Here is a 15,651-nt window from a genome sequence, read left to right as displayed (position 1 = left end):
CATTCAAAGGCAACTATTTTTACCCACTGCATTCCCGGGAAGGTGCAAAGAAACTGTTTTGTTAATCAAATGCCCCCATACGAAGCATGTTAACCTCTTGTTCTGTCAGGTAACGCCATTTACCGCGCGACAATTTTTTCTTGGTCAGTCCGGCAAAATATACCCTATCGAGTTTCATCACCCTATAACCTAATTTTTCGAAAATGCGTCGCACGACACGGTTTTTCCCAGAGTGTATTTCAATTCCCACCTGTGATAAATCCTCTTCTGTCACGTAACTGATTGCATCGGCATGGATCTCTCCGTCTTCCAGCTCAATGCCATCCGCTATCATCTGCATATGCTCCATAGCTACGGGCTTATCGAGCCATACCTGATAGATCTTCCGTTTTTCATATTTAGGATGTGTTAATTTAGATGCAAGGTCTCCATCGTTGGTCAGCAGTAACACACCTGTTGTAGCCCTGTCTAGCCGGCCCACCGGATAAATACGTTCTGAGCAGGCGCTTTTCACAAGCTCCATAACCGTCTTACGGTTTTCAGGATCATCGGTTGTAGTTACAAACCCTTTCGGTTTATTCAAAAGCACGTATACCTTGCTTTCAAGTTGTACCGGCTGATTGTGGAACACCACCTCATCGGCACGTGTAATCTTGGTACCCAGTTCCGTAACCACCTGACCGTTCACTTTCACTACTCCGGCCTGAATAAACTCATCTGCCTCTCTTCGTGAGCAAACTCCGGCATTGGCTAAATACTTGTTCAAACGGATAGGTGCGTTGGGGTCGGCATTCTCTTTATATTTAATCTGTTTGAACGGTTTTTTCTTTTTGAGCTTTTTTGCTCCCGGTCTCACCGGTTGTTGCTGATATGCACCCTGGCCTTGATTTCCCCTGTTGCGATTGGGGTAGTTTCCCCCTGCTCCTCTCTGCTGCGACTGTATGCGTTCACCTACTCTCGGGCGGCGTTTTCTCACTCCTCCATCAGTATTTCCCTGTTGGGGATTTCCATAATTCTGATTGTAGGGCCTCTCTGAGGTGGTATAACCCTCCTGTGTTCTTCGCTCATTGTTGTAATTTCTGTTTGGAGAAGCGTGTCTCTCATTGCTCGCGCTGTGATAACTTCGTTTCGGACGCGATTCTTCGTTGTTTGTTGTCATGTTACTCTTATTACTTTTTTGTTTTACTGATGAAACCTCACGGTTTTTTTAATTTTCCTAAAACACTGCCGGCCTTCATATAAAAACTACCGGAATTGGACTTTCATACAATAATTATTTACTTTTCAAATTTTAAATTCCCGTATAATTTTGTGGCGTTATTTCCATTAGTTCTTCCTTTATCCGGCTACTAACATTAAGTGATTCAATAAACTGCGCGATGCTTTCGCGCGTAATGTGCACATTGGTTCTGGTAAGGGCCTTCAATGCCTCATAGGGTTTCGGGTATCCTTCACGTCGTAATATTGTTTGAATTCCTTCGGCAACCACTGCCCAGTTATTATCAAGGTCTCTGTCGATTGCCTCTCTGTTTAATAACAATTTATTCAGCCCTTTTGTTGTACTTTTAATGGCAATTAACCCATGCGCAAGAGGTACACCTGTATTACGGATAACAGTAGAATCGGTAAGATCCCTCTGTAATCGTGAAACTGGGAGTTTGGCTGCCAGATGTTCAAGTAGAGCATTGGCAATACCCAGGTTCCCTTCGGCGTTTTCAAAATCTATTGGATTTACCTTGTGTGGCATGGCTGATGATCCCACCTCACCCTCCTTTATTTTCTGTTTAAAATATTCCATTGAGATATATTGCCACATATCACGGTTAAAATCGATAAGGATTGTGTGGATCCTTTTCAATGCATCGAAAGATGCCGCGAAAGCATCGTAATTAGATATCTGGGTGGTATATTCTTCTCTATGCAGGCTCAGCTTCTGCTGAAGGAATTTTTCCGCAAATCTCTTCCAGTCTATTTCCGGATATGCCACTTTGTGGGCATTAAAATTACCTGTGGCCCCTCCGAATTTTGCTTTTGCAGGAATCTTTTTCAGAGCCTCCAGCTGGTTAGACAGACGATAAGAGAATACCTTTATCTCTTTTCCCAAGCGTGTAGGCGATGCCGGCTGCCCGTGTGTGCGTGCCAGCATCGGTATCTCCTTCCACTCATCAGCAAGAGCATTCATCTGCGATATAAGCGACTCCATGGCGGGGATGGTAGTCGTTTGCAATGCATCCTGCCACATCATTGGTGTTGCAGTATTATTAATATCCTGCGATGTTAATCCGAAATGGATAAACTCTTTGTGTTCCGACAAACCCAACACATCAAACTTTTCCTTCAGGAAATATTCAACTGCTTTTACATCGTGGTTGGTAATCTTTTCAATATCCTTGATCTTTGATGCATCCTCTTCGCTGAAATTTTCATACAAATCTCTTAAATCAGCAAACACACAGCTATCCACCTTGTCAAGTGGAGAGATCCCCAATTCACAAAGTGCAATAAAATACTCCACTTCTACCTTCACACGATATCTTATAAGTGAATATTCAGAGAAAAAAGCTCCAAGCTCTTTGGTTTTATCCCAGTATCTGCCGTCTATTGGCGAAATGGCTGTCAGTTGGTTTAAGTTCATTTTTTGTGCGTGATGCGGATTATTATCGGTTTTACGAATGGCGGGAAATCACTTTTCTGCTCATTCACCATTGCTTCATTGATTTTGTGCTTCTTCTAAAAAAGATAGCCCTTTACATTTACGGTACAAAAATACGGATAATTATAGAGTCTTAAAAATTTTGATAAAAATATTTGCAAAAAATTTTGTTGCAAAATAAAAACAGCCTATCTTTGCATCACTTTTTCAGAAAGCAACCTCCGGGCGCGGACAAAAGCAAAAAAGTAATCGGGCGTTTAGCTCAGCTGGTTCAGAGCATCTGCCTTACAAGCAGAGGGTCGGCGGTTCGAATCCGTCAACGCCCACTTGATAATCAGGAACTTAAGATAAAATCTAAAGTTCCTGATTTTTTATTTGCCCACAATTTGCCCACAGAAGGTTTTAGTTGAGGTAAAGACACATCTTTCTTATTTTACTTGCGGGCTTTCCTGTTTTCCGGTCGAAAAAGACAAAGCTGTTGTCAACGTGGTTTCCACAAACAATAAAATGATCGCTTATGCCCAAAAGATAGGAAAACAACAAGTTATCATCGGTTTCAAGCGATACATATTCAACATCCGCTATGTTCTGAATGTACAGTTTTTTTCAGGGTAATTTTTCGTTACATCTATTTTTATCAGTTGGGTTGTATTGTTTATTGGAACAACCGGTTTGCGATGTCAATAAAAGACACATCAAGCAAAACCGTTGAACATCAGTTGTAAAGTTTTTCATATTTGTGTTATTTTGAATTATGTTTATCTCTTTCAGCGACTTAAAATCGTAAATTCCAAATCCCAAATCATTTCTTCCTCCCCACCACCATCAACGGCAAAAACAAAAATATCCCGATGATCGACATGGCCAGCCCGCCGATTGTGCCAGCGGCCAGCGGAAACCAGAACGCTTCCCTGGTTGTGCCCACCATAAACGGAATAAACCCCAGCATCGTGGAAACCACCGTAAGGAAAATCGGAATAATTTTGGAGTTCCACGCCTTGATGTAGGCTTTCAGCGATGAAAGTCCCGGACGTTCGCGACGAATCCGGTTAAAGTCATTCAGAATGTAAATACTCGCATTCACGGTAATGCCCGAGAGCAGGATAAACGACGCGAAGCCGCCCTGGTCAAAGTTCAGTTTGAACCAGTAAAACGTAAGAAACACCCCGATAAAGGAAACAGGAATCACAAAAATAACCGCCAGTGGCTGCTTGATGCTGTTGAACAATACCGATGTGGTGAAGAAGATGATCACGATCAGCAAGCCAATCAGCCAATACTGCCTGTTGTCTTTCTTACCCCAACCCCATCCGCTCTCTTCTTTCTCTGCGGTATATCCCATCGGCAGGATTTTGTTGAGCGCTTCCACTTCGCGGTCGAGCACGCGCCCGGCCTGCGTGTTGGCGCCGATGTAATCGAACTGCACCGCCAAACGATACTGCTGGTTTTCCTTGCCCACTTCCTGCGGAGCCTGTCCTTTGGAAATATCCGCCAGTTCGTCCAACCGATACATCCGGTTGCCCAGGTTATGGGCGATGTATTGCAGCGCCCAGATATCGTAATCCCTGCTCTGGCGGCTTGCCAGTTTGATATCCTCCCTTTCGCCGTCTATGACCAAGGAGCCTGCCCACACGTCTTTGGCAAAAACGGGTTGCAGCGAGGCAAACAGTTCACCCGGCATAAAGCCTTCGGAAGCCAGCCGCTGCTTGTTCAAATCGAAAGAGAACTCGCGGTAGTCATCCTTGTACCACGAGAAATTGGAATTAATCAGCACCTCCTTGATACGACGATAGTTCAACAGACGGTTCTTGAGTGTATCCGCCCATGACGTTAATTCGTCGTAGTTGTAGCCGTATAGTTTCACGCGGTAACTTCCGGCAAATTCGGTAACATCGTTGCTGAAACCTTGATCTTGCAAACCGTAAACGCCCCAACTTCCGCCACCCAATTCCAAGGCTTTGGTAATGACACTGCTTTTAAGTTGGTACGGAAAACCGCTCCGTTCCGATTCCCTGTTGAAAAATACCCGGATGGATGCCCTGCGTGCGTTGGGTATATCGGTCTGAAACTGACGTATTTCGGGGAACCCGCTCAGGTATCGTTCCATCTTTTCGATAAGGGCGTTCATCTGCGGCAATGTGGTTCCGTTGGGCATCGAAGCGGTGATGGTAAGCACCACCTCTTCGCTTCGTGTGAAGTAACTTCCTTGATACACTTTTTCCGAAAACAGGCGCAACGTACCACCCAGGGCTTTGTTTACAACCGGTTTTACTTTCTCCTTGTAGGTGGAATTGTCGAAAATCCTGTTGTACCGTTCCGCGAATCTGGTTTTCTTTTCGATTTTGTCGGGAAGCAGAAATACCGGTAATCCAAAAATCAACACAATCGCCGTGAACGGAATCCATTTGTATTTTGAAAGGATGCGGATCATCCAGCTGTAAAAACGGTTGAAGTGTACCGTCAGACAGCGCGGACGGATGGGCAGGCGGCGGAGAAGCCCCCGTCTTTTCATCGGTTCGCGTTTTTTCAGATTGATCTTTTCCACCATTGCCGGCACAAAAAAGAGCGCTACCAAAAGTGATACGCAGAGGTTGATCATCACCACTGCGGCAAAATCCTGCAAGTTGAGACGTATCTTCTCGTCCAGGAAAAAGATGATGCCCAACGCACCCACCGTGGTCATCGTTGCCGCCAGTATGGGCATAAAGGCGTTCCGGTTACCTCGGTGCATCAGGTGGTCGGTCATAATAATGGTATTGTCGATAATCAGGCTGAGTGAAATAGTAATTCCCACCAGCGAGTAGAGCTGAATCTCCAACCCGAAGAAGTAATAAAAAATAACGGCAACGGCGAGGTTGATTGCCAGCGTAACGGCAATAAGAAACAGGTAGCGCACGTTTCGGGTTATGAGCAGCACGAAAAGCAGCAGTATAAGTACCGTAAGCCCGCTGCGCAGGTAAATTTTTCCCAGTTCGGCACGGATGTATTCCGTGGCGTCGTAACTGTAGTGGATTTCGTAACCCGGAGGTAAGGCAAGGCGGATTTCGTCAATGGCTTCGTGAACCTGTTTGCTTAACCGTAACTGATTGGCAGTTTCTTCCGCCGTGAGCGACAGGTAAATGGAATTCAAACCGTTGATGCGGTAATGGCTGTTGGGCGCTTGTTCGGTGTGCACCACTTTTACCAGTTGATCCAGGCGGATAAGTGTGCCTCTGCGGTTTTTCACGGTAATGGCGGAAGCGTCAAAGGGGTCGTTATTACCCCCCGATACCAGCATGATGCGCATCCACGAAGGCGTGTCGTTTTCGTTTTGCGTTTCCGCCATTCCCAGAAAGTCGGTGGAATAATACATCGAAACAGCTTCGCGGATGTCGTTTACCGTTATGCCCAAGGCTTGTAGTTGGTCGCTGTCGTAGGTCAATTGCCATTCCATCGGTGTAGCTCCCCGCACATCAATTTTGTATAATCCGCCAATATCGCTCAAACGCTGCTTTATGGTGTTTTCGGTATATTTTTGAATAACGATGGGCGTGGCGGCGGAATTGACGGTGAAGGTCATAAAGGGGCGCGAGGCGTTCTCGTCGGGGCGGCGCACCGAAATATAGGGGTACGACACTTCGCGCGGCAGGTCGTGCCACGTCTGACGAACTATGGTGGAAGCCTCGAACCGGGCGGCATCAATTGGCGTGTGCTTGTCCAGTTCGAGCGTGATGTTGCCCCAGCCGTTTCCCGATGTGGAATGGATGTTTTTCACGCCGCCGATGCGCGCCAGCATCGATTCCAACTTCGAAGTGGCTTCCATTTCCACAATGCGGGCGGAATTGCCGGGCATCGAGAAATAGACCGTCAAACTGGGCAATGTCCGCGAGGGAGCCATCTTGACCGGCAACAGCGGAATAAGGGCAAGTCCTGTGAGGGCTATGCTTAAGAAAGCAACGATGACGGTGAATGAGGATATGGAAGATTTTTTAGACATTAATCAATTTGTAATTTACGAACTTTCAACTTTTTACTAAAAACTTACCTCAATAGGTCTGTTTTTTTCAAAATCATACAATGTCAGTTTCCGCAGCTTGAAATAGCTCTGCCAATAGTTACGCAGGGCGGAAATGTAATTGCGTTGTGCCTCCTGACGGCGGTTGGTGGAGAGCGTCAGGCTGTTGATATCCGCCTTGCCGATGATAAAGCGTTCCTGTGTTTGCTCGTACGCTACCTTGGCGAGTTCCATCGCCTCTTCGGCGCTGCGGATCATCTGTTGCTGTACCGAGAAGTCGCCCACGGTCATGATCACGTCTTCTTCCAGGCGGATTTCGCTTTCCTGTGCCGAAAGCTGCGTGATGTTCAGGTTGTTCTTCGCCATGTTGTACCGTCCTTTGCGAACGCCCCAGTCTACAATGGGAATGGTTAGCGTAAGCGCCAGGATATCTTGTTGCAACGGATTGCGATACACGTCGCGAAACGTGGGTGCAATCTGGTTGAACCCCACGCTTGCTGAGAACCCCGCGCTGAAGAGCGATTCGCGGCGGGTGCGGTCGAGAGTCTGCTCGGATTCCAATATGCGTTGCTTGTGTTCCATATACTGTGGATTGTTCTCCTTGGCGAACATCAGCGCATCGTTCACGTTTACGATGACATTCTTGGGATAATCGGGCAGTTGCAGCGTGATTTTCGTGTCCTTATCCAGATTGAGGTAAGCCGCCAACGCAAACATCGCCCGTTTCAAGCGCAGTTCGGCATTTTGTAGCGAGTTTTGGGCGTTTACCCGGTCTAGCTTTAACGTGAGCAATTCCGATTGTCCTATGGAGGCGATTTTGTGCTTTTCCTCACCAATTTGATACAGCCGTTCGGAGTTCCGTCGATTTTCCTGAGCCAGTTGGTGTTCGGCCTGTGCCATCGCCAAATCGAAAAAGTAACCCGATGCGGTTTCAGCCGTTGCTTCCAGGTTGGAAATCAATTCCTTTTGCGCTCTTTCGAATTTGAGCGGCTCTATTTTCTTTTCCCATTTGAAGCGGTTGTAGCCCAGCAGCTCCTGCCGGTAGCCGATACGGACGGGCACGCTGTTAAACTGGCTTCGTGCCAGGTCACCGAAGTTGCGGATGTAGCCCAGTTCGGTATCCACAAAAAACGTTCCACCCGTGAAGTCGAAGTTCTGCTGAGCGGCCAAGTTTCCGTAGGAATAGAGCGATTGCTGGCGGCGGTACACATCGATGTTCTGCTCCGAGTCGTAGCGGCGGGTGAAATCGCGGTTGTAGCGTAACGGCGTGGCATAAAGCGTGAGCGACGGTAGCCGTGCCGCCTTGAATGTACGGTATTCCCACCGGCTTGCCATGTACATGTTCCTGGCCCGGAATGCCGAGAGCGAACTGTCGTTTGCCAACGCCACGGTCCGCCTCAAATCGAGGGTAATTTCGGTTTGTTGGGCGAAAACAGTTGATAGGCTCAACCAGCCCATAACCGCGAAAAGGAATAATAAACGGGTATATTTCATACGATTATTTTATTTTTTTTTTATCAAGGTGTATGGAACTCGCGATAATCATGTTCTGTGGGTGTAATGATTTGGATGCTCGTTTCATATTTTATGTCATTTTAGTCAGAGCCGAGAGCCGAGAATCAGGACATGAACTTTACACTTTATTTAATTATCACATTAATCTTCCTAAGGCGGAATCCTCCTTCACTCCTGTTTTCCTTTCTTAATTCTACCCTCGTAATTCGTAATTCATAATTTTCTATATATCGCCCAATACACCAACGGTACCACAAATAAGCTCACCAACATTCCTATAACCATTGTACCAATCATACCGATGGCTAGTGGTTTCTGCAATTCTGAACCCAAATCGAACGAAAAAAGTAGCGGCACCATTGCCAGAATGGTTGTGAGCGAGGTCATAATGATGGCACGCAAACGCTTCACACCAGCCGTGTGGATGGCTTCCATCAGGGGAATGCCCTGTTTACGCAACTCGTTAATCATGTCGAGTTTGAGGATGCTATCATTGATTATAATCCCGCTTGATACAATCAGCCCGATGGCACTCATCAGGTTGAGCGTGTGTCCCGTTGCCCAGAGCAATATAAGTGCGAAAGCAATATCTATTGGGATTTCGATCAACACGATCAGCGGCTGAAGAAAGTTTTCGAACTGCGACGAGAGGATAAAGTACATCAGCAGGATGGACACCAACAAGATTACCACCAGCTCGCCCAGCATTTTTTGGTTGGAAAAGAAACTGCCCGAGAACTGGGCTTCCCACGTGTTGTCTTTCCTGATAGCCTTTTCGGCATTTTTAATAAGCGTTTCAGGACGGTCAATATCGTAATAATTCATCGGAATGTACTCTCCGTTTTTGCCTGCCACAATGGTTTTGATGTCTTCGCCCCGGTGTACGCTCACGAGCGACTGCAAGGGAATCATCGTTTCCGAATTGTTTCGCGATGCGTTTGCCTGTACCAGTGTTTCGCGCAGCACCTGTTCCGCGGTTTGTTGTTTTCCGGCCAGCGATATGGGCAGGTACTGCTGGTAGGAACGCAACAAGGCAATTTGGTTTTCACGGAAAGCGGTGCGCAGCGTGCGGTAAACCTCGCCGTAATCCACGCCGTAGAGCAGCAGCTTTTCCTTGTCGATGGTGATCGTTAGTTGCTGTTCAAGCGGTATACCCTCGGCTTCCAGGCCGGTTGCCGCCTGTAACTGCCGTTCAATGGCGCGGATGGTTCCGGCATCGGGTATTTCTTCGCGGTTGGCGGGGTAGAGTTGTGCCACCACATCGGCTTCCGACGTATCGAAAATCTTCTCAAAAACGTTTTCGGGTGGTGAGAACGTTACCACAGCTTGCGGATAGTTCATTCTGATCCAATCGGAAATGTGCAATTTCAGTTTCTCCACGTACGATGCTTTAGCAGTACGGAAATAGAGTTGTGCTTCGGAGGGCGACAGGTCATTCTCCTTGTCGAGCAGGTACTGCCGGTGTCCAACGTACCCGGCGTGTTCGGTGGTCATTTCGTCCGTCGATTCCATAAGGTTAAAAACGCGCTCCTTGTTCTCGTCCACGTGGATGTTTTCGTTCCATTCCACCATCGCTACTGTTTCGGTATGGTCGATATGCGGCATGGATGATCGTGGCATAATGCGGAACATCAGCACACATAACGGAACGGAAAGAATAATGAACAGAAACGTGGCAGTTTTGTGGCGGAAAATAAACTCTATTCCGCGGTCGTACCATCCGAAAGCCCATTTATCGGCCTGCCGCTGGGTGCGGGCAAATAGATCGCCCACCTTGTCCGGGCCTGTTTTCATGCCGTACACCAGTTTGTACAGCACGGGTAGCATAATAATTCCAGTAAAGTATGAAATGAGCAGCCCCACGCTTACGGCAAATGCCTGGGCAAAGAAAATAGCTCCGGCAATACCGCTCATGAACACCAGCGGAACGAAAACGGCAATGGTGGTGAGTGTGGAGCTGAGCACCGGCGTGATGACCTCGTTTGTTCCTTTCACACACGATTCTTCCAGCGAACAGCCCTGCATCCGGTACTGGTTTATTATGTCTGTTACGATGATGGCGCTGTCGATCATCATTCCCACGGCAAGGATCAGTCCCGAAAGGGTAATGATGTTAAGCGACTGCCTGAAGAGGTAAAAAAATATAAAGGTGGTGAGCAGTGCAGTTATCATGCTTATCCCTATAATTACCGGTGATTTGGCATCGCCCAGGAAAAGCAGAGCCACGATAAAAACGAGCAGTAAACCCAGCGTGAGGTTTTCCCGAAGGTTGGCGATAGTGTAGTCAAGCAGTTCGGTCTGGTTGCGGTTTACGGTGAATTGCACGTCGGGGTAGGTGCGTTCAAGGTCGGCGAGCGTGGCGTTGAGCGATTTCTTGAGGCTCTTCATCGTTTCGTCCGCCTGCTTGATGACGCCCAGCGTGACAGCGCGCTTCCCGTCGATGAGAGACATACCGGCTTCCGGTTGGCGCACCACATCTATTTTCGTCAGGTCTTTGAGTTGAAAAATGCGGCCATCTTTTCGCAGGTAGATATTACGCACATCTTCAGGCGTACGCAACAGCGACGAGAACTTGATGTTGTACTCGTAGTATCCGTCGCGCACGGTCATGCTTCCGGGTTCAATATTGTTGGCTGCCAGGGTATTTTCTATATCATTTAAACTTATTGAGGCAGATTCCAGCCTATTCAGGTCGGGCACGATTTGAAGATGCCGGTACATCAGTCCGGTCATATCGGCCATTGCCACTTGGGGCAGCTGCTCTATGCGGCGTTTCACCACGTTGTCGGCAAAGTCGGACAGGTCGAGGAATTTCTGTTCGTCGGTTGGCGTATAGGGTTTGTCCTCCTTCAGCGTGAGGTTCAGGTAGAACACGGGAATATCCGTGGCGCTGGCCTTGATCACGCGAGGGCGGCGCAAATCGCGCGGCAGGCTGTTCATCGCGGCATCGATTTTCTCGTTAACCTCGATAAACGCCAGGTCCGTGTTGGTGCCATAGTCGAATTTCAGCCGCACAATAGCGGAGCCATCGCGGGCTTCGCTGCGGATGTCGCGCAGCTTGCCAGTCTGCATCAATTGTCGTCGTATCGGTTTTACTACGGTATTTTCCAGTTCACGCGCGGACATATTGTCGCCCGTTACCTGCACGGTAATTTCGGGAATGGCAATATCGGGCAACAACGACACGGGCAGCGTGTTGTAGGTGATGATGCCGATAATCACACAGGCAAGAAATACCATGAGGACGGCGATGGGGCGGCGGAGGAGGAACTTTATCATTGGCTGAATTGTAATTCATATTTGACCATTATTGGCTCATATGTATTTAAGTCTTGAGATATAGTAAAAAGAGTTTTATTATCTTCTGTTACAAAAAAATCGTAAAAAGGAATATTCGTTTGATAGTTTTTTAAAAAATTGCCATCCCAGTCATAAACTTCTAGTTCATCATTATAATAATATGGATAACCCTTAAAATCAGATATGCTTTTTTGAACTCCTTCTTCATCTTGATATGTTTTTAAATGTACAAAAATATATGTAGAAGTTGTAAATACATTCATCCCCCTAAAGCTATTAAATTTTATTTTAAAATTTAAGTTATCGTCTCTTTTTTCAAAAATCGGATAGAATCCATAGATTAATTTTCTGTTGGTTATATCAGTATTTAATAAATCAATAATTTCTAAATATCTACCAACTCCACAAGCAAACAATATTTTGTCATTATTTTTAAAAATACGCGAGTTACTGCAATAAAGCATTTGTTTTGGGATATTAGGACCTTTATAAGAATCATTAATCCAATATTCTAAACTTGTTTTGGAATTGGTTTTTAAATTAATCAATGTTAGTAAGTTCCGAGAATTGTAGTCGCCCCCTAAAAGTAAAATTTTATTATTATCAAACCTCACAAAACATCCTCCGTAGTTAAATGGGTTTATCCATTTCATATCTTTATCAAGGAGACAATTTGTTGTCTTTTTTCTAAATAGAGAGTCTATATTTATTGTTGATGGTTTTGTCATCATCCCATCTGAGTTTATAATGTCAAAAATCTCTTTATCTGCATAATATGACGTATTATTGAATTCATTTGGACCATTACCTCTTGGAATTGCATTCCCTATCTTAACTAAATCACTACCATTTATTAATTTATAAGCAACAACTAATGAGTCTCTTGAAAATGAATTCATAATCATCATACTATCTTTAATCGTAATAAAAGATTTTCCCTCTAAACTATTAACTTTTAAAATATGACCATATAGTTGTTCCGTTACATTTTTCTTGTATTTTTCTTTCTTCTCTTTTTCTGAGCAAGATGCCAAAATAAATATCAAGAGAAATAAAATAATTATATTTGTTAATTTTTTCATCTTTAATAGATTATATCATTCGTTAATATGTAAAAGTGCATAAAGTTTTTAGAGTACTTACAAAAAACATTATGTACTTTTAAGTTTGATTGACTTAACTGGGTCGCATATCATGAAATTCGATATGCATTAAAGTTCCACTAGCATCTTGACAAAGAACCTTACACTTAGATTTATCTTCCATTTCGCACGGAATTTGAAGGGGTTGTTCAGGTGTTGCCAATGCTTCAACATTACTCAAAGCCAAATTTGAAAGAGCTGTATCTTTATTCACACTCTTGTTAATTCCCATTCCTGCAACTGTTACCAATGCAATTGCGAAAATACTGCTTAAAACTGTTTTTTTTAGACATAATAAATAATTGTTTAGATTGATTTATAAAAAAATTCCATTATTGTGCTATATGTATCCTTTCAATAGCTCAAGCCCATAACTTGTGATGTTTGTCTGTTTTTTCTTTGTTGCCTGTTACCTCCTTTTTTATGTGTTTGTAAAATCAATTTAAATAAAACAAAATCTTTCCTTATAATAAAAAATAAAAGTGTAAAGATTCTGTTTCAATTCTATTTTGTCATCTAATCCAACTAATCTTCTACCACCTTCACCGGCGACTCGTGCGCCAGGTTGATATTTCCGCTTATGATGATTTGGTCGCCTTCTTTCAGCGTTTCGCTGGTGATGGTGTATTCCGTGGCATTTTCCAATCCGGTTTGTACGTAATTCCAAATGGCTTTTCCATCTACAACGGTAAAAACCACCTGTTTTCCAGTACGGAGCACAACGGCAGTTTTTGGAACTACCCACTGCTTGCCTGCCGAGCGGAACGTACTCACACGTACATTCATTCCTTCCACCAATCGCGCGTGATAATTAACGGCGGCTTTTATCTGCACCATTCCGTTTTCGTTTACCCACGGGTTGATTTCCGAAACACGTCCGGTTACTTCCAATTCGGGCATCGAAAAGGGAACGATTTTCATGTTGTCGCCGATATGGATAAACCCGAGTTCGTTTTCCAGCACGGTAAACTGTACTTCCAAACTGCGTGTGTCGATGATATTGCAAAACACTTCGCCAGGCGATGATATCGTATGCGGCTTGGCAAACAAGTTGGCAATTACGCCGCCGATAGGTGCGGTGAGTGTGGCACGTTGTAAATCGTACTTTGCCATATTGAACTGTGTTTGTGCCGAATTGAAACCGCTTTTTACCCGTGCAAGCTCCATCACCTCTGCCGGAACGGCATCCAGGCTGTCCAACTTATATCCCTGTCCGATAAGCACATCCTGCATTTCCAACCGGCTGCGGTCCAACGCATCTTTTGCCTGTTCCAACCGGTTGTTGATGGAATAGGTGTCGAGTACAGCGATGCGCTGCCCCTGCGAAACCCGTGAGCCGTTTTTCACGAATATCTGCGCGATGGTTTCCGAGGTTTGGAACTTAAGCTCCGCAACGGTGCGTGCCGATATTTTGCCGTTACTCACAAGTTCGTGCTCAAAATCGACGGTTCTGAGCCTGATGGCGGTTACTTCGGCGGGCGCGTCGGGAAGAAGTTGTTGGACAGCTTCGTCGGGCTTTTCTTTTTTGTCGGTGTTGCAGGCGGACAAAACGAAAAAGAATATTAAACAAATACAATAGCTAAATTCTTTCATTATACTTCTTATTTATGAGATGATGTGCCAATAGAATTTATTTTTTGATTGACATTTTTCTTTTCTAATGTTTGGATCTCTTCGTAAATATATTTTTCGACATCAATTACTTGATTCTTTTTTTTGTGATTTGAGCAAGATGCAAATGAAATTAAAGAAATGAAAAAAATGATTATCTGTAAAAATAAAATTCTTCTGTTCATCACAATTCCTGTTTAAAGTAATATTTTATTAAAATCGGATTATCGTATTCTGTTAAATTCTCTTTCATTTTGATGGCTTGGCTATCTAATATTGTATTGGGAAGAGTTTCATCCATTTTACCCCACTCATCACTATAGTATCCTATTACGTAATTTCCATGCCAAGATAACGGGTGAAATAAAGCCCCTTCTGCCATTTTTTCAAAAACAAAATTTTTGTTTTTGATTTTATCGTGGAAAATATTGATATGTTTGCCTTTTCTCCATATTTGGGAAAAAATAAATTGGGAATTACCTCCATGTAAGATAATAATCTGATTAATTAATTCTGAATTGATAAGTTTCGAAAAATAGGATTGTAACTCATTAGAGGATAATTTTTCCATATTTTTTATCTGACTTTTTGTGTTGTTCAAATTGCCAAAATCCCAAGCATACCCAAAACCAATAGTACAATTGTCATTAATAGTAAAAAGTGTATTAGAGGAAGCACGATGTAAATAGTTTGAATAGGGAAATTCATCGTATGCAAACACGTTAAGCATATTTTCATTTTCAGGTAATAGCTGTTTAATTATTTTCTTCTTATTATTTGAATAAAATTTAATTCTATTGTTATAATCAAAAGTAAAGAATACTATAGTATCATTATTTATACTTCTGAAACACTTATAGGCGCCCTTTATTTCGGGGAGTTTATATCTGTTTTTAAAATTCCCATTCAAATCATACTCATATATACTGTTATTAACACCAGATAAAAGCCTAATAATATTGTTTGAACTATCTATTTCAAAATCTCCAATATTTACATATTCTTTCGGTCCTTCTCCCCTGTCACTTATTTTATTTAGATATTTTCCGCGAGAATCAAATCTTAATATTTCAGCTTTATTATAATCAAAGATATAAAAAGTATCCTCATATATTATTAATTTTCTGATATCTCTTATTAATGATTTTTCGTTTGTTTCTAAGGGAATTAACTCAATGTGAGAGAATAAATCGTTGAAAAAAACTGTCTGCTCTTTTTCTATATCAACAGAAATAGTCGTTCTTCCTTTTTTTTCTGTTTTATTGTTGCAGCCACTTGATAACAATATATAAATGGGAAAAAGGACTATTAAGTATGTTACTTTTTTCATCTATTCGTAATTTTTATTATTTGACTATGAGTTCTCTATTGTAATATTTTTTACATAGACATGGCTTCAACAAAAACATGAAACTAAACTTCTCCCCTTCCTTAGA

At 43.7% G+C, this 15,651-nt stretch carries 10 protein-coding genes and 1 tRNA gene; 1 reads left to right on the top strand and 10 read right to left on the bottom strand.

From position 1 onward, the window contains the following. Positions 1-61: 61 nt before the first annotated feature. Both B3B27_RS05040 and purB read right to left on the bottom strand, forming a co-directional pair. On the bottom strand, positions 62-1,159 hold the full coding sequence (locus B3B27_RS05040) for a pseudouridine synthase (protein WP_238866609.1): 1,098 nt from the start codon (positions 1,157-1,159) through the stop codon (positions 62-64). A gap of 132 nt (positions 1,160-1,291) precedes the next feature. After that, on the bottom strand, positions 1,292-2,635 hold the full coding sequence (gene purB, locus B3B27_RS05035; protein WP_286845913.1) for an adenylosuccinate lyase: 1,344 nt from the start codon (positions 2,633-2,635) through the stop codon (positions 1,292-1,294). Positions 2,636-2,904: 269 nt separating this feature from the next. On the opposite strand from purB, the gene B3B27_RS05030 reads away from it, so the two are divergent. Beyond that, a tRNA-Val gene (locus B3B27_RS05030) sits at positions 2,905-2,979 on the top strand. Between the two features lie 476 nt (positions 2,980-3,455). Here the strand turns inward: B3B27_RS05030 and B3B27_RS05025 are convergent. From B3B27_RS05025 to B3B27_RS04990, 8 genes are all read right to left on the bottom strand, one after another. Further along, on the bottom strand, positions 3,456-6,629 hold the full coding sequence (locus B3B27_RS05025) for an efflux RND transporter permease subunit (protein ID WP_286845915.1): 3,174 nt from the start codon (positions 6,627-6,629) through the stop codon (positions 3,456-3,458). 36 nt (positions 6,630-6,665) lie between these two features. Continuing rightward, on the bottom strand, positions 6,666-8,141 hold the full coding sequence (locus B3B27_RS05020) for a TolC family protein (RefSeq protein ID WP_407681769.1): 1,476 nt from the start codon (positions 8,139-8,141) through the stop codon (positions 6,666-6,668). Between the two features lie 234 nt (positions 8,142-8,375). Beyond that, a complete protein-coding gene (locus tag B3B27_RS05015) occupies positions 8,376-11,441 on the bottom strand; it encodes an efflux RND transporter permease subunit (RefSeq protein WP_238866604.1) in 3,066 nt (1,021 codons plus the stop codon). Beyond that, a complete protein-coding gene (locus tag B3B27_RS05010) occupies positions 11,438-12,544 on the bottom strand; it encodes a BF3164 family lipoprotein (RefSeq protein WP_286846973.1) in 1,107 nt (368 codons plus the stop codon). The genes B3B27_RS05015 and B3B27_RS05010 overlap by 4 nt, the downstream gene beginning before the upstream one ends. Positions 12,545-12,638: 94 nt before the next feature. Continuing rightward, on the bottom strand, positions 12,639-12,869 hold the full coding sequence (locus B3B27_RS05005; RefSeq protein WP_286846976.1) for an NVEALA domain-containing protein: 231 nt from the start codon (positions 12,867-12,869) through the stop codon (positions 12,639-12,641). A gap of 260 nt (positions 12,870-13,129) precedes the next feature. Then, positions 13,130-14,197, bottom strand: a complete 1,068-nt coding sequence (locus tag B3B27_RS05000) for an efflux RND transporter periplasmic adaptor subunit (RefSeq protein ID WP_286846972.1) — start codon at positions 14,195-14,197, stop codon at positions 13,130-13,132. A gap of 8 nt (positions 14,198-14,205) precedes the next feature. Further along, on the bottom strand, positions 14,206-14,400 hold the full coding sequence (locus B3B27_RS04995) for a hypothetical protein (RefSeq protein ID WP_286846970.1): 195 nt from the start codon (positions 14,398-14,400) through the stop codon (positions 14,206-14,208). After that, the gene (locus tag B3B27_RS04990; RefSeq protein WP_286846968.1) at positions 14,400-15,545 is read right to left on the bottom strand and encodes a 6-bladed beta-propeller; all 1,146 of its coding nucleotides are present in this window, start codon (positions 15,543-15,545) and stop codon (positions 14,400-14,402) included. The genes B3B27_RS04995 and B3B27_RS04990 overlap by 1 nt, the downstream gene beginning before the upstream one ends. Positions 15,546-15,651: the final 106 nt, after the last annotated feature.

Source organism: Proteiniphilum sp. UBA5463 (genome assembly GCF_002427225.1).
GTDB lineage: Bacteria > Bacteroidota > Bacteroidia > Bacteroidales > Dysgonomonadaceae > Proteiniphilum > Proteiniphilum propionicum.
Note: the sequence above shows the minus strand (reverse complement) of the source record. Positions and strands in the feature narration are given on the sequence as shown.